This is a genomic window from Planococcus faecalis, from assembly GCF_002009235.1.
Classification (GTDB): domain Bacteria; phylum Bacillota; class Bacilli; order Bacillales_A; family Planococcaceae; genus Planococcus; species Planococcus kocurii.
Genome location: NZ_CP019401.1, coordinates 571,371 through 591,228 on the forward strand (window position 1 = coordinate 571,371; position 19,858 = coordinate 591,228).

15 protein-coding genes and 2 pseudogenes are annotated in these 19,858 nt (G+C 40.4%); 13 read left to right on the forward strand and 4 right to left on the reverse strand.

From position 1 onward, the window contains the following. Positions 1 to 161 precede the first annotated feature (161 nt). The 12 genes and pseudogenes from AJGP001_RS02975 to AJGP001_RS03030 all read left to right on the forward strand — a co-directional run bounded on the left by AJGP001_RS02975 (position 162) and on the right by AJGP001_RS03030 (position 14,482). A complete protein-coding gene (locus AJGP001_RS02975) occupies positions 162 to 737 on the forward strand; it encodes a TetR/AcrR family transcriptional regulator (RefSeq protein WP_078080131.1) in 576 nt (191 codons plus the stop codon). Positions 738 to 794: 57 nt separating this feature from the next. After that, complete coding sequence (locus AJGP001_RS02980) at positions 795 to 2,123, forward strand: MATE family efflux transporter (RefSeq protein WP_078080812.1); 1,329 nt, start codon at positions 795 to 797, stop codon at positions 2,121 to 2,123. A gap of 361 nt (positions 2,124 to 2,484) precedes the next feature. Beyond that, on the forward strand, positions 2,485 to 4,203 hold the full coding sequence (locus tag AJGP001_RS02985) for a hypothetical protein (RefSeq protein WP_071154638.1): 1,719 nt from the start codon (positions 2,485 to 2,487) through the stop codon (positions 4,201 to 4,203). Further along, complete coding sequence (locus AJGP001_RS02990; protein WP_071154637.1) at positions 4,200 to 5,222, forward strand: membrane dipeptidase; 1,023 nt, start codon at positions 4,200 to 4,202, stop codon at positions 5,220 to 5,222. Before AJGP001_RS02985 ends, AJGP001_RS02990 begins: the two co-directional genes overlap by 4 nt. Further along, the gene (locus AJGP001_RS02995; RefSeq protein WP_058386347.1) at positions 5,204 to 5,995 is read left to right on the forward strand and encodes a DUF3726 domain-containing protein; all 792 of its coding nucleotides are present in this window, start codon (positions 5,204 to 5,206) and stop codon (positions 5,993 to 5,995) included. Before AJGP001_RS02990 ends, AJGP001_RS02995 begins: the two co-directional genes overlap by 19 nt. A gap of 28 nt (positions 5,996 to 6,023) precedes the next feature. Continuing rightward, positions 6,024 to 7,496, forward strand: coding sequence for an aldehyde dehydrogenase family protein (locus AJGP001_RS03000; protein ID WP_237150185.1), 1,473 nt, complete (start codon positions 6,024 to 6,026; stop codon positions 7,494 to 7,496). A gap of 95 nt (positions 7,497 to 7,591) precedes the next feature. Next, the gene (locus tag AJGP001_RS03005; protein ID WP_071154636.1) at positions 7,592 to 8,332 is read left to right on the forward strand and encodes an IclR family transcriptional regulator; all 741 of its coding nucleotides are present in this window, start codon (positions 7,592 to 7,594) and stop codon (positions 8,330 to 8,332) included. Positions 8,333 to 8,351: 19 nt separating this feature from the next. Further along, positions 8,352 to 8,795 (forward strand): RidA family protein, encoded by a 444-nt coding sequence (locus AJGP001_RS03010; RefSeq protein WP_071154635.1) that lies wholly within the window; start codon positions 8,352 to 8,354, stop codon positions 8,793 to 8,795. Positions 8,796 to 8,855: 60 nt separating this feature from the next. Beyond that, positions 8,856 to 10,349: pseudogene (locus AJGP001_RS03015) on the forward strand (BCCT family transporter); the annotation flags it as partial. Positions 10,350 to 10,724: 375 nt separating this feature from the next. Continuing rightward, entirely contained in the window at positions 10,725 to 11,231 is a 507-nt protein-coding gene (locus tag AJGP001_RS03020; RefSeq protein WP_169835255.1) for a GNAT family N-acetyltransferase, read from the forward strand. Between the two features lie 550 nt (positions 11,232 to 11,781). Beyond that, positions 11,782 to 13,275 (forward strand): annotated as a pseudogene (locus AJGP001_RS03025) (BCCT family transporter); the annotation flags it as partial. 361 nt (positions 13,276 to 13,636) lie between these two features. Next, a complete protein-coding gene (locus AJGP001_RS03030; RefSeq protein ID WP_078080136.1) occupies positions 13,637 to 14,482 on the forward strand; it encodes a DegV family protein in 846 nt (281 codons plus the stop codon). Between the two features lie 69 nt (positions 14,483 to 14,551). Here the strand turns inward: AJGP001_RS03030 and AJGP001_RS03035 are convergent, their stop codons facing one another. The 4 genes from AJGP001_RS03035 to AJGP001_RS03050 all read right to left on the reverse strand — a co-directional run bounded on the left by AJGP001_RS03035 (position 14,552) and on the right by AJGP001_RS03050 (position 18,520). Beyond that, the gene (locus AJGP001_RS03035; RefSeq protein WP_078080137.1) at positions 14,552 to 14,899 is read right to left on the reverse strand and encodes a DUF6568 family protein; all 348 of its coding nucleotides are present in this window, start codon (positions 14,897 to 14,899) and stop codon (positions 14,552 to 14,554) included. A gap of 163 nt (positions 14,900 to 15,062) precedes the next feature. Continuing rightward, positions 15,063 to 16,157 (reverse strand): NAD/NADP-dependent octopine/nopaline dehydrogenase family protein, encoded by a 1,095-nt coding sequence (locus AJGP001_RS03040; RefSeq protein WP_078080138.1) that lies wholly within the window; start codon positions 16,155 to 16,157, stop codon positions 15,063 to 15,065. A 44-nt stretch (positions 16,158 to 16,201) separates the two neighbouring features. Beyond that, positions 16,202 to 17,629, reverse strand: a complete 1,428-nt coding sequence (locus AJGP001_RS03045; RefSeq protein ID WP_169835256.1) for a YfcC family protein — start codon at positions 17,627 to 17,629, stop codon at positions 16,202 to 16,204. 168 nt (positions 17,630 to 17,797) lie between these two features. Next, positions 17,798 to 18,520, reverse strand: coding sequence for a GntR family transcriptional regulator (locus AJGP001_RS03050; RefSeq protein ID WP_078080140.1), 723 nt, complete (start codon positions 18,518 to 18,520; stop codon positions 17,798 to 17,800). A 379-nt stretch (positions 18,521 to 18,899) separates the two neighbouring features. On the opposite strand from AJGP001_RS03050, the gene AJGP001_RS03055 reads away from it, so the two are divergent. Further along, complete coding sequence (locus AJGP001_RS03055) at positions 18,900 to 19,856, forward strand: sensor domain-containing protein (RefSeq protein WP_071153000.1); 957 nt, start codon at positions 18,900 to 18,902, stop codon at positions 19,854 to 19,856. Positions 19,857 to 19,858: the final 2 nt, after the last annotated feature.

A 19,858-nucleotide genomic window follows, 5' to 3' on the forward strand; every position in this document is an offset into this window, starting at 1 on the left:
TCAGTACAAAACCTAATCCTCCTATGGATTAGGTTTTTTGAATCCCTCGAATACGAGGAAATGGCTTGGAGGCTTTTTTATAGACACAAGTTACAGATTATACTATTGTTAAACCAGGAAAACTAAAAAAGTTTTTAAAGTTTTTTGAGGAGGAGAATATATTGAAAGCACGAATCATACAAGCATTTATTGAGGAAACACGTTACAACGGGATCAAATTCACGATGGATGAGCTGGCAAAGCGCCTGGGCATAAGTAAGCGCACATTATACGAAAATTTTCCATCGAAAGTGGATATTCTTGATGCCATTATTGACAGTACACTTAATGAATTTGACTATCAGACTCGGCAAATAATCGATAACACAGATTGGACGCTTGCTGAAAAGATTAAAAAAACCATTGCTGTTTTACCGAAATACAATGAATTTTACGATTTGCGCATTCTGGAGCAATTAAAACGCACCTATCCTGAACAGTGGGAGCGCGTAAATCGGGAGTTCAACCAGTGGGATGATATTAAGGGGCTTCTTGAAGAAGGTATTCGAACAGGGATTGTTAAGGATATAAACATCGACTTGTTGATCAGAGTGATTATAGAGGCTTCCAACATTACACTGGATAAACATTTCTTTTTAGTACATAGCATTACGGTAACAGAATCAGTTGAAACAATTGTGGACGTATTATTGACCGGAATTTTAACTGGAAAAAAGGATGAATGTCCTAATTCGTGATATACCAACCCCTTTTATGTTGGTAACGTAATTCTTAGATGAGGATTTGAATTGGTTATGGAAGAGAAACAAATAACAAATAGATTGGACATGGAATCAGTAGGAAAATCTTTCTTGAGGTACTTAATTCCGTCGATTGTTGGAATGTTGCTGATGGCTGTTAATATTGTTGCTGACGGGATTATGGTCGGTAACAAGTTAGGACCTATCGCTTTGGCTGGTGTCGGAATTGCGGGACCCGTATTCACTATTTTTGTAGCGATGTCCTTATGGATTGGTATTGGTGCTGCGACTCGATATTCGGCAATGATGGGTGCAAAACGTCCAGATCAAGCACGGATCATTTTTTCACATGCGATCACCTCTATCTTTGTCTTAACGATCATCATTGGACTGACTGCCTTTATCTTCAGAACAGAACTTGCTTATTTACTAGGTGCGAATGTGGATACGTTTGAATATACATCCGATTACTTGAACGTTATGTTGCTGTTTGGATTCGTCTTTACCGTAGAAAACACTTTTAGTATTTTAGTGCGAAATGATGGAGGTCCTAATACAGCAATGATTGCGCTGATTTCTACGTCAGTGGTCAATATCATATTGAACTATGTGTTTTTATTTATACTAGATTTTGGCGTAAAAGGTGCAGCTTTTGCAACGATACTTGGTGGACTTGTTGGTTTAGTGATTCTCAGTACGCATTTTTTTAGAAAAAAAAGCAACTTACGTTTGGTACGTTTCAAGTTTGATAAGAAGCTTACTCTTCTTATATTAGCGGTTGGGTTTCCAAGTTTTCTTGCAGAAGTCGGAATTTCAGTTTTTACGATTTCTCATAATCTTACCTTTAAATATCTTGCTGGAACTGTGGGTGTATCAGCTTTTACCATTTTGAACTATGTTCACAGTGTGATGTTGTTATTATTTCTCGGAATGGGTGCTGCTATCCAACCGTTGATCAGTTATTACAGCGGAGCCAAGGATGAAAAAAAGATAAAGCAAACGATACGTCTGGCAATAGCTACATCTCTAGCAGCGGGTATCTTCTTTATGCTCATTGGTCAATTTGCAGCAACTCAGATTGTCAGCTTGTTTGGTGACTTCCCAGAAGAAGTGCTGGCGTTAGCGGTATCGGGCATTAAACTATTTTTTATCGCCTATCTCTTTATGGGAACAAACTTTGTCATGATGACTTATTATCAATCTATTGGACATATTCGAATGGCGACCTGGATTACTGCAGCACGCGAAATGATTGTTTTGCTAATCTTACTGATGATTATGCCTCGACTATTTGGAATGACGGGTGTCTGGCTCGCGATTCCAACGTCCGAATTTATCGTTCTTGTGACAATTTACTTCTACCATAGAAAATGGCATAGCTAAGAGTTGATTTTGATGATATTCAGATCGTGTTCGACTTTACAGTTAGCTAAAATATATTAAAAGAGAGAAACCTTAGCGTATTTGGGTTCTCTCTTTTTTTGCATCGTGAAAATAGGAAGTGCAGAAATCAGATAAAATAGAACTGAATTACTAGTTTCTCAAATGAAGGAGCGGAAGCTTGGTATCACTCAAATAGGAGTGTAGAATATAAAAAAAATTGAACATTTCGTATCATTTTATACGAAATGATTGACAGAGTATTCAAACGGAATTATGATAAATGGAGTGATTCGGAAATTCATCCCGTTATTCGGAATTATATAAAAGTGCTGTAGGAGTAGAAAGATGGAGGATGGTTATTATGGTCAACCGAGCGATTGAAAATTGTGATGCACTTAGACCTGCATCTGAAGTAATGCAAATCCAAAGACTAGGAGTTATGCGCTCAACCAGTCTCAGTTTTTTACGAATTATGTTCCGCAAAATGATGCGCGAAGCTTGGGATATTAAACAAACATTATTCGATTTAGATAACGATGGCTACGGGGAAGCTTTATATAAAATTACAACTCCGCAAGGACATTATACGTTTGTTGCCTTGTCACGAGAAATTAGTGATGAAGTTCGAAGTGATCGTGTCATTTCAGAACGATGGGATATCACGTTCGCATTGTGTGAAGGCGAAGTTTCCGAAAAGAAATTAAAAAAAATGAAGCAAGAACTTCCAAAACAAGAAATGGGCAGAGGCGATGTAACGGATCTCGTTTGGTCAAGAGCTAATAAAAGTCAGCGTGTTTTCAAGCACGTTGTGGAAGCGCTATCAAAAGGAGAACAGCCAGACTTAAATATCCTATACGAAATTGGCTATTTGTTCAGAACGACAGCGGTTTATGGTAACGGCAAGTTTGGCATTGCGCCTTATGAAAAAGTGAAAGAACATCATACATTCAGCGGTGCATTTCAAGCGCAAATGTTCGCGGTGTATATGTTGCGTCATTTCAGCTTTGAAATGGTTGAACACATCGCGCGCAAACAGAATCCACAAGCGGCTCAACTGGGAGTAGAGGCAAAAAGATTAGTAGGCACAGGGAATGCAACGGGCCTTGGAATGGTTCCTTATGTGATTTCGCATCCAAAACTTCTTAACCAGTGGATGATGATTCGAGAAACGGCATTGGCGTGTGCAAAACAAAAAAACCCTTCACCTGAAGATTATAAGCGTTTCATTCGCAACTTAGATCGGGTTCATCACTTCTTTGAAAGTGCACCTATTCCGCACACATTGTTTTTTGAAAACCCGAGACACTTAGCTAATGAAGTCGAAGCCATTTTAACGTTAGTAAAAGATAGTAGTGAAACAGCAATTCGTTCAGGAGGCAATACTGAACAGACTTGGGTGCAACTGACGGACCGAGTAAAAGAGCAATTTACTGTCGAAGCACAAGAACTTATTAATTCTCAACTAATCGAATTATATCCAGAAATTATTGTAGACTTGGAGCAACAAACAAATGCAGATGATCGCATTCTCCTAGTACCTGAAATGACGATTGGAGCTCTGCGTTCAATTATCAAAAAGCAGTACGAGTGGGTATTCCAATATGATTTCAGTCAACCTGAGCAAAAACATTATTTCTGGTATCGATCAGTCGAAAAAGAAGAACCTCGTCTAGGTGAACACGGAGTCGATCCCGGCGCTGAACTCGCAATGCCAATGAATATCGCCGAGCAAGTTCAACAACTCACAGCAGAACTAGCAACATGTGAAGATGAGCAGTCAGTTGCGTTATTCTTATTTGAAAAGCCAGAATTAAGAGGAATTGTTAGAAGAATTCAATCCCTTGAAGGATTACCATATGGTGAAGTACAAGCGAATTTAACAGGGGCTGATTTACTGCCAGTGTACTTGTTGCGATGTAAGCTAGCGATTTTTGGAGCAGAACGATTTGATCCGAAGTCGAATCGGTGGGTTCGCATTACATTATTCCAAGGTGCTCCATTAGTTGAAGAAATCGGAACCTCTGCATTTAATGATGATTGGTTCTATCCATTATTACCAAATTCGGAGGAGATCAAATGACGATTGATATAAAAGACATGATGGTTATAGACGCACTAGAACTAAGTAAATGGGACCGAGATTTTGTAGTGATGCTGCAAAAGGGTGGCGTTACGTGTGTGCATGCTTGTGTTGGATTGTGGGAGAATGCTCGTGAAACTTTGACCAAAGTGGCGGAATGGCATCGATTCTTTGCGGATCACAACGACCTAGTAATGGCTGTAAAAACAGGAGAAGATATTGCTACAGCGAAGCGTATCGGAAAACTGGGCATCATTCTTGGTGCACAAAATACATCTGCTTTAGAAGATGAACTGGGATTAGTATCGGTATTCAATCAACTTGGTGTGAAAATTATGCAATTAACATACAATAATCAAAATCTTGTCGGTAGCAGCTGTTATGAAGAAACAGATCCTGGTCTTTCAAGATACGGCAAGAACGTCATTGCCGAGATGAACCGCGTTGGAATGGTCATTGATTTGTCCCACGTGGGCAACAAAACATCATTAGACACACTGGCACTATCAAGTCGTCCAGTTGCGATTACCCATGCTAATCCAGATTGGATTTACCCAACAAAGCGTAACAAGTCAGAAGAAATTTTAACGGCATTACGTGACAACAAAGGTGTGCTTGGTGTGTGTGCTTATCCTCACTTGATCAACGGAGCAGGTACAACTTTAGAAGAGTTTTGCGATATGATTGCACGCACTGCAGATTTCATGGGGATTGATCACATCGGAATTGGCACCGATTTGACGCATAACATGTCTGTTGATTTTCTGGCATGGATGAGAATGGGAAGGTGGACGCATGAAATCGAGTATGGTGCGGGTTCAAAAGAAAATCCAGGTTGGCCGGATTGGCCAGAATGGTTCCAAACGCCACTTGATTTCCCGAATATTGTTCAAGGGTTATCTGCTCGTGGCATGACGTTTGATGAAATTTCTAAAATTATGGGTGGTAATTGGTACCGTTTCTTCGACGAAGGGTTTAAGGCGCAGAAGGAGTTGGTGACATGCGTGTCTCTCACATAGAATTATATACGCATTGCAAAAAAATCTTTCAAGCGTGTGGAGTTCCTTACGGATACGCAGAAGAAGGGGCAGAAACCGTTGCAAATGCCGAGTTTCTTGGGTTATATGGATTGCAGCAATTATCAGATGAGTTGCCAAACTTACAAAGCCAACTAGAAGAATTGAAAATAGTAAGTGAAACAGCGCAACTGACAGTGATAAATGGGGGCAAACAAAGTGGAATGTTACTCGGAAAAGCGTGCGCGGATTACGTAATTGCACGTTTGCAAAATCAACAATCAACCGCTGTGTGCATTAAACAAACGACTCCGTCACGCGTACTGGCACAGCAAGCTATGTATATGTCAAAAAAAGGACTGGGAAGCATCATTTTGTATAAGTTAAGAGGTCACTCGTCGCTCATTATCGCGTCACCAAGTATGGAGTTTCCGGTGATGATTCATAAGCGAAACAATGCGGACATAGTGGAAATAATCAATAAACAATTGAGGCTTACTGGAGACAAAGCGCTCGTATTGCCGGAAACTTTTACAGACTTTTTCATGTTCGGAACAAAGTCTATAGAAGCCATAGATCAATTGATTGAGCAATTCGAACAAACAATCGACCCATCTTGCATTATCACAACAACTGAGGATTTTGAACAAAAATGGATTTCTTCATGGGAAAACGGCGCAGAAATCAACAAAGAATTATGGATGGATTTAAACGAAACGGGCAAGCGAATGTTAGTCGAATCAACAGACCAATCCCGATCGCATGGAGCGGGCTAAACCATATAACAGTTGGAGGAGATTGTAAATGATGACAGTAAAAAATGAAGTACGCGTGTTAAAGAACTTTATCAATGGTGAATGGGTAGAAACATCAGGAACAGATATGCTTGAAATTAGAAATCCTGCAAACAAAGATGAAGTTGTGGTAAACGTTCGTCAGTCTAACGAAAAAGATGCGCAAGCAGCTATTGAAGCGGCAGCAGCAGCATTTCCAGCATGGAGTAAAACACCCTCTCCTGCAAGAGGCGAATACTTATTCAAAATTGCAGCGATCATGGAAGCAGAAGCAGAAGAAATTGCTCGCATCATTGTTCAAGAAGAAGGTAAAACATACGCAGATGCATTTAAAGAAGTGAATTACGCAGCAGGCATCGTGAAGTTTTATGCAGGTGAAGGACGCCGCATGACAGGGCGTATCATTGAATCGGATATGGCGGGCGTTCAAATTGAATTACACAAAGAAGCACTAGGTGTTGTATTGGTCGTAACACCATGGAACTTCCCATTGTCGATTCCAGCTTGGAAAATTGCGCCTGCTATTTTGAGCGGCAATACGGTTGTGTTAAAAGCTTCTTCTGAAACGCCATTGACGGCACAGAAATTTATGGAAATTGTTGAAAGAGCGGGTGTACCTTCAGGTGTCGTAAACCAATTAGTTGGACCGGGTCGCCTTGTAACGGAGATGATCAATCATCCTGCAGTTAAAGCCATTACATTTACAGGATCAAATCGTGTAGGAAACTTAATTTACGCAGAAGCCGCAAAAGAAATGAAACGTGTCTTGCTTGAAATGGGTGGCAAAAATCCATTGATCGTGATGGAAGATGCCGACGTGGATGCAGCAGTCGCACTTGCCGTAGCTGGTGGATACGGTCAAACGGGGCAAGCCTGTACAGCAACGAGTCGTGTAGTTATTCACAAAGACATTCGTCAAGAGTTTACGGATAAATTAGTGGCGAAGTCAAAAGAAATCAAAATAGGTAATGGCATGGATGAAGGCGTTACAATGGGTCCTCAAGTAAGTGAAGGAGAGCGTCAATCTACGTTAGATCTCATACAGAAAGCAATCGATGAAGGCGGCGAAGTATTAACGGGTGGCGGAATTCCAGAATTTGCAGGATCAGACAAAGGATTTTTTGTTGAACCAACTGTTATCGGTAGCGTAAAATCAGCGATGACCATTGCACAAGAAGAAGTATTTGGTCCTGTTATTAGCATTATAGAAATTGACTCAATTGATGAAGCAATTGAAGTAGCAAATGATGTGGCATTTGGTTTGTCAGCTGCTATTTGCACGAAAAACTTAACATACATGAACCGCGCACTTAGCGAAATTCAAGCTGGAATTGTCAAAGTGAATATGACGACAACAGGCACATTCTTCCAAGCACCTTTTGGCGGCTACAAGCAGTCAAGCACAGGCACATATAAAGAGCTAGGCAGCGAAGCCGTTGAGTTTTATTGCCAAAACAAAACACGTTACATTAACAGTAACTAAGTAAAGAGTAGCAGCAGGGAAGGACGCAGCCTTCCCTTTCTATTTTACTAATTTGCATGTAACATAATGAGTCATAATAGAGTGCAAAGGAGTATATGAATGTGAAAAAAACACCGGAAGTATCAGCAACAGTAGTACGTGCCATATCAATTATTAATTATTTGAATGAAGGATCAGGTTCAAAAGGTGTCGGGGAAATTAGTAAAGACTTAGGGCTATCAACGACAATTGTTCATCGCTTGTTAACAACATTAAAAATTGAGGGCATGGTTTTTCAAGATCCTCGCTCTAAATTATATTCTTTAGGAACTGTATTTTTAGATTATGCCAATAAAATCTTAACGGAAGTGCCTATTGCCCCTGTGGTTGAACCGTGGCTGTTGTCGCTACGCAACGAAACAGAAGAAACAGTTGGATTTTATATGCCAACAGGCCAAATGCGCATATGTGTATTAGAGTATGAAAGTCAGCAAGAAATCAGACGTTCAGTTGGAATGGGCAAACGGTTACCGATTCATGTCGGTGCAAGCGGACGAGCGATTCTTGCATTTCAGTCAACTGAATTACAAGAGCGTGTGCTGTCAACACGCCCACTAGAAGAAAGAAGTCGAATCGAGCAATTGCTAGAAGAAACAAGAAATCAAGGATATGCAACAAATGAAGAAGAAATTACGACCAATGTAGCAGCGATATCGGCACCGGTATTTGATCCGCAGCACCGCGTTATTGGTGCAATCTCCATATCCGGCCCACTTTTTAGATGGAACCGTAAAACGATGGAGCCGCATATCTCGAATTTATTGGCTGCAACAAAAGAAATTGCATACTCACTCTAAAAAGGACAAGGTGATCCAGATGAAACCAGAAGATAAATTAAAAGAACTAGGATTAGCGTTACCTGAAAAACGTGCAAAAGGGGGAAATTACATTTCTTGTGTTCGAACAGGAAATTTACTGTTTTTATCCGGTTCACTTTCTTATGATGTAATTGGAAAAGTAGGCGACACCTTAACGATTGAAGAAGGCTATGAAGCTTCAAGACAAGCGATTTTATTTGCGTTAACGACGATTAAAGAAGAAGTTGGAGAATTATCAAAAGTAAAGAAATTCGTCAAATTACTCGGCATGATCAACACGGCTTTTGATTTTACGGGTCAGGCAAAAGTTATGAACGGCGCATCAGACTTATTGGTTGAAGTGTTTGGTGAAGAAGTTGGCACGCATGCGCGAACTGCAGTTGGCATGATGTTGCCGCGCGGAGCAGCTGTTGAAATTGATATTATCGTTGAAGTGGAGTAAAATCTCTCCACTTTTAGAAAGTAAGCGGTTACAGACTGTGCGGATTGAGGGGGTTTTATTTTGAACAAATACAGATCGAGAACAGACTGGCCTGTACTGCTGATTAGTGGGGGATTACTCGTTGCTTTTGTACTTGCGGCATTTATCAACGTAGATTTTGTATCAAATATGGTCAATCAATCTTTTGCATTTGCTGTTAAATACTTCGGATCATTTTGGCAAATATTGCTGTTAGGCACGTTTTTTATTGCACTTTTTCTCGGGTTCTCAAAGTACGGCAACATTCGTTTAGGGGGTCTTGAAAAGCCGGAAGTTGCTTATTTTAAATGGATTGCCATGATCATGACGACGTTACTAGCAGGTGGTGGGGTATTTTGGGCTGCTGCTGAACCGATGTATCACTTTCTTGATCCTTCCCCTAATTTTGCTGGGGCAAGTGTAGTGGGCGGTACAGAGAGTGCTGTTATTCCTGCATTTGCACAATCTTACTTGCACTGGGGCTTTCTGGCATGGTCGATTCTCGGAACACTTGGAACGATTGTGTTGATGTATGCACATTACCAAAAAGGCATGCCGTTAAAGCCGCGTACTTTGCTGTACCCTTTGCTTGGTAAAAAAATCATGAAAAACAATGCACTTGGGACGATTATTGATGCGTCTGCAGTCATTGCTGTAGCAGCAGGAACGATTGGACCGATTGGGTTTCTCGGCTTGCAAGCGGCTTACGGAATGGAAGCGTTGTTCGGGGTACCTAACACTTTGTTGACACAAGTAATCATTATCATCGCTGTAGTTGTCATCGCTACGATATCAGCTGTTACAGGTTTGCGTAAAGGAATCCAATTTCTTAGTAATTTAAATGTCATCATTACGCTAATCCTAATGGTTGCGATTTTACTACTGGGTCCAGGTGGATTTATTTTCGATACATTTCTCGCGGCATCAGGCGTTCACTTGCAAGAATTCCTTGCCATGAGTACGTTCCGCGGAGATTCGGTGTGGTTAGGATCTTGGACCATTTTTTTCTGGGGCTGGTTCCTTGGCTATGGTCCCATGATGGCGATCTTTATTTCAACGATTACGCGCGGACGTACGATTCGTGAATTGATTTTGGCGGTGTCCATTATCGCACCAGTCGTTACGGCATTTTGGTTTACGGTTGTCGGAGGTACGGGGATGTTTTATGAACTAGCTCAGCCAGGCGTTATTTCGGAGGCATTGAATGCATCAGGTACACCAGCTGCCATGGTAGCGATTACGCAACAATTGCCACTGAGTTCATTCATAGCACCGCTATTCCTGCTAGTTACCATTTTGTTCGTTGTCACGACTGCGGACTCGATGGCTTATACCATTTCAGTTGCGATAACAGGAGACGGTCATCCGCCAAAATCGATGCGTGTGTTCTGGGCAATTATTATGGGGGCAGTAGCGGTTGTGCTGTTAATGATTAGTGAAGGGGGAATTGAAGCGATTCAATCGTTTATTGTTGTTACAGCAATTCCGGTTTCCTTGTTGTTACTACCGACTTTTTGGGCTGCTCCAAAAGCAGCGAAAATCATGTATGAAGATCAGTTTGGAAAAGAAGTTAAAGAGAAGAAACCAGTGACAATAGCTGATGAACTGACTGCAAGTTCATTAGAAGACTAAGAAAGCTAGAAATTTCAATGGATTCGCATATGTTAGTTAGCAATATGCATTGCATCAAAAGGCCGCTAATCCAGTAATGGATTGACGGCCTTTTGAATGTTGTATTCACTACTGCTTATGTTGAAGTTCGGCTACTCGTTATTGAGGTATAGTAAGAGTGTTGATTTAAAAGCGAGTGTAACACGAGAATCTTTTTTGGAAGGTTGGTGAAACGTTTGCCAACCTTTGCAATCACCATCTTTGATAGAGCAGTTAACGAATAGAAAGAAGGAAGTTATAGTGACCTATGCCATACGGAGTGCACAGCCAGAAGACGGTACGAAAATTATTGAGTTTTATAATAGAGTTGGTGGAGAGACAGACTATTTGTCATTTGGTCATGATGAATATTCCCTGTCTGCGGAGAGCCTGACACAAGTCATTGTACAAATGAAAAAATTCAAAGGTACTTGTATGTTTCTTGTAATAGAAGGAGAAGAGATTTTGGGAATCGGCACAATTGATTCTAGTTCTAAGCCTAGGTATCGCCATGTGGGAACACTGGGCATTGTGATTAGTCAGTCACATACAGGAAATGGACTAGGCCGCGTATTGATGAATACTTTAATCGATTGGGCTAAGACAAATGGACAAACCGAAAAAATTTCACTCGTCACGCGTGCAGATAATGAGCGTGCCATCGCACTTTATAAGAAAGTAGGGTTTGAGCAAGAAGGTACTTTTTATCGAGACGTCTATGACGGCGAACGTTATTACGATAACTTGTCCATGGCACTTTATTTATGAGGATAAAAATCCCTAGCATAAAAGCGTGTTAAAGACTTTTTGAATGTATTTACTAATAAAAGGAGCGGAAATGGTTTTAAGTAGAATTTAAAGGATAAACAAAAGAGAAACAAGCTAATGTTCAGAGATAACTACTTGGTTTTGGGCGTTTGTATGATAGAACTTCCGTAAAAAGGATGTTAACTGAATCTATCTCTTCAATTCATATTGTAAGTGATGAAAGAGTTGGTAAATTGTGTGTATATCATATACAATTGTATACTTATTGCAAAAAACCTTTCAAGTGAAAAGTTCTTTCTTTCTATGCAAAGTAAGAGTGAAAACAATTGAAACGATTACTGTTTATGGAGGTACAGCTTATCATATTTGCCAGGTCAATTGTCTAGTACACAGGATCGACAAAAGTAGATGGAAACAAAAATGGATGGTTGCTTAGACAATTGTGGATAGCGGATGCTGTCGCTTGCGGCAACTATTAAAATGGATATCATAACCAAACAACAGCTAGAAATATGTATGTAGATTTTATGCGGATAAAGGAGGTTTTATTTTGAATAAATATAGATCGAGAACAGACTGGCCTGTACTGCTAATTAGTGGGGGATTACTCGTTGCTTTTGTACTTGCGTCATTTATCAATGTAGATTTTGTATCAAATATGGTCAATCAATCTTTTGCATTTGCTGTTAAATATTTCGGAGGATTTTGGCAAGTGCTGTTTTTAGGAACGTTTTTTATTGCACTTTTCCTTGGGTTCTCAAAATACGGCAACATTCGTTTAGGGGGTCTTGAAAAGCCGGAAGTTGCTTATTTTAAATGGATTGCCATGATTATGACGACGTTACTAGCAGGTGGTGGGGTGTTTTGGGCCGCTGCTGAACCGATGTATCACTTTCTTGATCCTTCCCCTAATTTTGCTGGGGCAAGTGTAGTAGCTGCTACAGAGAGTGCTGTTATTCCTGCATTTGCACAATCTTACTTGCACTGGGGTTTTCTGGCATGGTCGATTCTCGGAACGCTTGGAACGATTGTGTTGATGTATGCACATTACCAAAAAGGCATGCCGTTAAAGCCGCGTACTTTGTTGTATCCTTTACTCGGTGAAAAAATCATGAAAAATAGTGCACTTGGGACGATTATTGATGCGTCTGCAGTCATTGCTGTAGCAGCAGGAACGATTGGACCGATTGGGTTTCTCGGCTTGCAAGCGGCTTACGGAATGGAAGTATTGTTTGGAATTCCGAATAACTTGTTAACGCAGGTAATTATTATTATTGGTGTAGTGATAATCGCTACAATTTCGGCTATTTCAGGTTTACGTAAAGGGATCCAATTTCTTAGTAATTTAAATATTATTATTACACTGATCTTAATGGCTGCGATTTTGATACTAGGACCAGGTGGTTTTATCCTCAATACATTCCTGGCGGCGACGGGCGTTCATCTTCAAGAATTTCTTGCCATGAGTACGTTCCGTGGAGACTCAGTGTGGTTAGGATCTTGGACCATTTTTTTCTGGGGCTGGTTCCTTGGTTATGGTCCCATGATGGCGATCTTTATTTCAACGATTACGCGCGGACGTACGATTCGTGAATTAATTTTAGCAGTGTCTATCACAGCACCAATCGTCACGGCATTTTGGTTTACGGTTGTTGGAGGTACGGGGATGTTTTATGAGCTAGCCGAACCAGGCATTATTTCGGATGCTTTGAACACTTCGGGTATGCCAGCTGCGATGATGGCCATTACACAACAATTGCCACTCGATTTATTCATTGCACCGTTGTTCTTGTTGGTTACCATTTTGTTCGTTGTCACGACTGCGGACTCGATGGCTTATACCATTTCAGTTGCGATAACAGGAGACGGTCATCCGCCAAAATCGATGCGTATTTTCTGGGCTGTTATTATGGGGGCAGTAGCAATTGTGCTGTTAATGATTAGTGAAGGGGGAATTGAAGCGATTCAATCGTTTATTGTCGTTACGGCGATTCCAGTTTCCCTGCTTTTAGTGACAACTTTTTGGTCCGCTCCAAAAGCAGCAAAAGTTATGTATGAAGATCAATTTGGCAGAACTGCTAAATTGAAAAATAGAGCCGTAGTCAGTAAGAAAACAAAAGATAATTCACTAAAAGAATAAGTTCATGCTCATCTTGTTAACGGATATATGTTGAAAAACACACTAGAAATAACTACTCAAACAGCCAGCAACGGATCATCCGTTGCTGGCTGTTTTTTTGTCAAGAAAAAGCAAAAAGATAGATATGTTCAAAATATGACAGCGCTTTTAAAACTTCTCCTATATATGACAACTGTCACTAGTGCGCTCGTTGTCAGTCAGGTAAGTTATCGTTAGTAGGTAGCTAGTTCCAATATGAAACTTGTATGTAGAGGGGAAGTTTTTAATGAAAAAAATAGCTTGGATTACGGATACAGCTGCACAATTAGACGACGCTTTTATCCAAAAACATGATGTATACGTACTGCCTTTAAGTGTTGTTTTTTCTGATGGGTCATTTAGAGAATCCATCGATCTCACACAAGAGGAGTTTTACGATAGATTACGCTTATCAAAATTTTCACCTAAAACTTCACAACCAGCAATTGGAGAAATGCTTGCTTTGTACGAAAAACTAGAATTAGAAGGCTATGATTTTGCAGTTGCTGTACATCTATCAAGTGGACTTTCGGGGACATTTGACTGCGCACAGGCCGCTTCAAAAATGACCGACTTTAAAGTATATCCGATTGACTCGAAAATCGGTTCTTTTCCAATGATTAAAATGATTGAAATGGGTAGTAAACTGTTCGCAGAAGGCAAAGACGTAGAAGAAGTAGTGGCAACTATTACGAGAATGACAGATAAATCGAAGCTGTCTTTTATTCCTTCGAGCTTAAACCAATTACATAAAAGTGGGCGAGTTTCTGGAACACAAACCTTTATTAGTAATTTGCTGAACATTAAAGTTGTTATCAGTTTTATAGATGGCAAACCCGTTATGACCGAAAAAGTGCGGTCAAATAAGCGGGCGAAAGATCATGTCCTGTCTTTATTGCGTGCAGATATGGCCATAGCCACGGTGCCAGAAATTGCTGTGATTCACTGTAATAACGAGGAAGACGCAACAACCTGGAAAGACGAGCTCGTGCAAGAGTTTCCTGATCTGAACGTACACGTGATGGCACTCAGTGTTTGTGTAGGTGTTCATGCGGGCGAAGGGACGACCGGGTTGAGTTGGGTTACTTGTTAAGTTTAAAAGACAAAAAGACCGCTGATTCCTACTAGGAGCAACGGTCTTTTCTATTTTGTTGAAAGTAGCTTATTTATTCATATGAGCTTTGATTTCTGCTTCGTCCATAGATGAATCACATTTAACGTTTGTCGTGTCACCTTTTGTATAGATGAAACCAGGAACTGTTGGAATGTTGTATTGGCTACGGAATGCTGAAATGCCATCCATATCAGCTGCTTCTACGCTGTTCACGTAGTAGATATGCGTATTCGTTTGCTCCGAAACATCTTTTAGTTTTTTAACGAAAGTTTGGCAGAAAGGACATACGGCCTTGCCAATGTAGATGACGGCTTCGGTTTCCCCTTTTACCAATTCTTGTGCTTTCGCGGAATCAATTTTTTCAAAACCTGCTATGTTTTCTTCGTAAGTTGTCATTACCAAATCAATCTCCTCTCTCTATTATCTTCATTGTACAGGAGTACCTGTGCAGACGAAAAAAATATGCTTGAGCGGATGTAAGGGAATGGGAAATTCGAAATGGTCAGTCTGTTTTGAGACTCAACCACTCGGATGCGACTGCAAGATATAAATCCAGTTTTTAAGATCGCTGACCCGTTTGGACATATTGCAAAAATTCTTCGGCGGTCATGTCGTCAATACCAAGATTTTCAAGCGTTCTTGCATGAGTCATTAAATCACGGTCAAGGACAAGTTGTGCCATCTCGATAATTACTTCCATTCGTGCTGTCGGTAATTGAAGCAACTTGCCAAGAGCGACGAAAGGCACAAGTCCCATAGGAATATCTTCTGATAAGTAACGCGTATCAAGCGTTTTTTGTCCTTTAATATCCTGATATACGCTATTATTCCGTACCGATTCTGCGAGACTATTTTCATAAACATCATACTCAACTTCAAGCTGCTGACGACACGATAATAACTCAAGACCTAAAGCACGTCCGATTGCAAGCCGTTCCTCATCCATGCTTTCAACAAATCGTCCAATGGATGGAGTAAAGCCATCAATATAAAAATGCCATTCGCGATCAGATTCGATTGTGCCCGCATTCAGCAATGTTGTCGCTGGGTGCAAAATCGGATTGGTGTTATCAAAGCTTGTTACCAAAATGCTATCGGCGGCTTCAAACTGCGGAAATGCCGTTTGCAGAGCTGCCACAACTCTTGGCGTTTCAGTAGCGGGAAGTGCCGCAATCAAAATGCGGTTTTTCAGTCCAAACACTTGAGTTCTACCGGCTTCGATAATGCGGCAACCATACAATAACGTGTTTGTTTCTGCCAGTGTTACATTTGCTGTACAGCCTTCGTCATGGAGAGTTTTTTCAAATGCTAATGATCCGAATGTGGCTGCTGGATTTAAGACAATAATTTGCCCATCTTTCAAATGCTTTGCACATGCCTTGGCAATTAAAGTATGTGCAGTAGCAGGTACTGTGATCAGTACGATATCAGCATCTTGCAATGCTTCTTCGATATTCGTTGTGGCACAGTTAACTTTGCCGAATCCAGTTAATGCATCTTCAAGAAAGACGCCACCTTGTTTTTTAATTGCTTGAATCGTATCTTCAAAAATATCATACAGTGTCACGTCGAATCCCATTATTCCTAAATGCCCAGCTGTTGTTTGCCCGCCGTTGCCGCCACCTAAGATCGTCCATTTTGTGCTTTTTTTCATCTTTATCTACTCCCAGTTCGCGATTTTTCTTTTACTAGTTGGAATCAAAATGGACCCCAGTCGATCCATACACCAATTGCTAAAATAATCATTGTCCAAATCGTCCATTTTAATACGAGTGGTCCTGCAAAACGAATCCATTTACCAAATGGAACAGCTGCAATGCCAAGTGCCGCCATCAGAACTGGATGTGTTGGAGTAATCATATTCCAATAGCCATCTCCAGATTGAAATGCCTGAACGGCAATTTGACGGTTAATGCCAATCACATCACTAATAGAAGACATAATCGGCATCACAACAGCAGCTTGTCCTGTAGATGACGGAATAACAAAGTTAATAAGTCCTTGTGAAAAGTACATGCCCCAAGCGGCAAAGACACTATGTAAGCCTGCTAGCGGCGTAGACACAGCATAAACGAAAGTATCAATAATCTGTCCTTCTTCCATGACGACAAGAATCGCACGAGAGAGGCCGATGATAAGAGCGGCAGCTGTTAATTCAGCAGCACCTTTCATAAATTCATCGGTAAATTGATTAAAGCTACCATTGAATGCAATAAGACCAACGATAATGCCCATCAGTAACATCAATGCAGAAATTTCTCCGAGATACCAGCCGTATTTCAATACACCGAACACGAGTGAAACAAGTGACAAGCCCAAAATAATCATAATGGCTTTGTGTTGCTTGGTCATGGTGAGATTATCCAGCAATGTAACGTTAGTTTCGACTTCGACTGTTTCTCCTGATAAGAGACTTGTTTTGGGATTCAGTTTTACTTTCTTGGCATATCTCAATGTGTGATGAATGGCGATGATCAATCCGCCAATCATTAGGATAGTACGCAAGCCGATACCTGAAAAAAGAGGCAATCCAGCGATAGCTTGTGCAATTCCAACGTTAAAAGGATTGAGAGGACCAGCAGAATATCCTGCATACACGCCGACGACCACAATCGATACTGCGACAATTCGGTCATAGCCCATCGCAATTGTTGCAGCGAGTACAATCGCAACAAAGGGCAAAGTCTCTTCGGCCATTCCGAACGTCGCACCGCCAATCGCAAATGCAGTCATGGCAATGACGATAAAAAGAGATTCTCTTCCTTTCAGGCGATGGATCAATCGAGCTAACGCCGCATTAATGGCGCCACTTTTAACGATGACCCCAAAGACGCCACCGACGATCAAGACAAATGCGATAATCTCAGCAGCGCCAACGATGCCGTTAAACACGGATGACAATACGCCACCAGGCCCAACAGGTGAAGATTCTGTATAAGAGAAGCTATCCGCAACGATTAATTCTCTACCGGTTTCATCATCCATTGCTCGCTCGTACTGACCTGCAGGTACGATATAAGTTAATAATGCGACAAGAACGATGATGAACATCAGTAATGCAGTTGTTGTAGGCGCTTTCAATTTCAACTTTCGTTTTTCTTTTTTCCCCTTGCTGTGCTTTTCCATGTAACCCACCATCCTTCTAAATGTATAAAAAACAGGTAACGCGGCTTTAAAATCATATTAACTTAATTAAGTATAATATTATAACTTTATATAATAATAGAAACTAAAATGATACTAGTTTCTATATAAAACGATGTAGGCAACATTAGAGATCACTTTTTCTATCGATCAAGTCAGTTCTAACTCTACATAGTACTTGTCTTTGTCTTGTTTCATAACGAATTTAGAATACTCAACAGGCTCTCCGGACGTGGAGTACGTAATGCGCTCCCAAACAAAGAGCGGCGTGTTCGAACGAACTCCAAGCAACTTCATTTCTTTTTCATTGGCGACTGCTGCAGAAAAGTAATTTTTCGAACGTGCTAGAGAAATTCCACATGTTTTTTTCAGAACGTCATAAACAAATGTATCCTTGTCGGGTGGCTGTTCGATAGCGGGCCAGATATTCTGAGGAATATAAGTGTACTCTAATGAAACCAGTTCTCCTTCTTCATAGCCAAGTCGCTCTAAATAGACGAATTCAGTGTCTGCAGGCAAACCTAACTGCTTAGCTACCCCAGGATAGGCTTGATGAAAACCACTTGCAAGTAAATTATGAGAACTGCTAATCTCTTCATTCATCTTGATAAACTCTGATTTGTGGATATTTTTCTCTGTTGGCAGTTTGGTTACAAAAGTTCCGCGTCCGCGTTGTCGCATGAGCATTCCTTTGTCCACTAAATTCATAATGGCTCGTTTGATGGTAATGTTGCTAACATCATGCGTTTCTGCCAATTCATTTTCTGTTGGAATCTGAAAACCTTCGTCCCAAACTCCTGTCAGAATCTTATCCTCTAAAATAACCTCTACTTGCGAATAAAGAGGAGTTGTTGCTGCTTTATCAATTTTCATGCATCCCACCCTCTATCTGGTGATTATAATATTATAACTATTCAGTTACTATATAAGAGAAATTCTCGATTGTAAAGCTTTTTTTATTGAGTCTTTAGGCAAAATTTATCTTTTATCAATAAAAAGCAAGCACAGATTCTCCGTCAATTGAACGATAAATGAGCTTTTTTTGGGTATTGCTATTTATTTCACTAGGCGTCTGACAAGAAACAAAGCTCTTAGATGTCTTCAATAATCACTTAGTGGGGCATTCAAGAGGCGGGCAAGTTGTTTAACAACCATTCGCTGTCTATGTTAAACTTTAGTGAGACTTATACGATTAAATGGATAGTTGGTTAACTTAAAAATACGGACATGACGACAATCGAGGTGCCTAACGATGACGATATTTCAAGAATTAGAAATGTACAAGAATTTTGATGAACTAGCTACTGACTTACTCGATCTCGCCAAAGAAATCTTGCCGGAGCAATTTATTTTTTTAAGTTCTATTAATGACACGCAGCAAGTGATTCTCAAGTTTTCAAATGATAATACAAGCATTGATGTCACTGAAGGTACGATTGTAAATCTTAATGATACCCTTTGTCAGCACATTGATTTTGGAACAAAACAACCGTTGATTTATGAAGACGTCAGTAAAGAAAGTAGTTTAGGTGATTTTAAGAATATACTAGAAAAAGCCAATATTAAATCTTATTTGGGGATCCCTATTTCTTTTGTTAATGGAGAGAAATTCGGAACATTGTGTGCAGTGAATGATCAAGTAAGCCGTTTTGATGAGAAAAGTATTCACTTGCTTCAACGAATTGTTCGGATGTTTTCTTATTACTTGGATTTAGAGCGTTTTGCTTATAGAGATGCGTTAACCAACCTATACAATAGACGTTATCTTGCTAAATTTTTCGAAGACCATCACGATTCTGGAGGAACAGTGTTCTTTCTAGATTTGGATGGCTTTAAAGGAGTCAACGATTTGTACGGTCATGACGCCGGAGACATGGTGTTAGAAGAAGTTGCATCCAGACTTCTGAAATTTATCGATGGGTATGAGGATGTTTTTGCTGTTAGATTAGGAGGAGATGAATTCGTTATCCATTTCTCTCAACCAACTAGCGCAGAACGACTGAGTGAAATGGCGACACGTTTACTGGATAGTTTGATGACTTGGGATGATGATTTTCAACTTTCTGCAAGTCTTGGAATTGCTACGTACTCAATTAACAGCGAAATTGACTTGAAAACACTCCTTAAAAATGCGGATTTCGCTTTATTTCAAGCGAAGAAATCAGGGAAAAACGCGTATCAGTTTTTTGAAACAGAAAAGATCGTGTGATC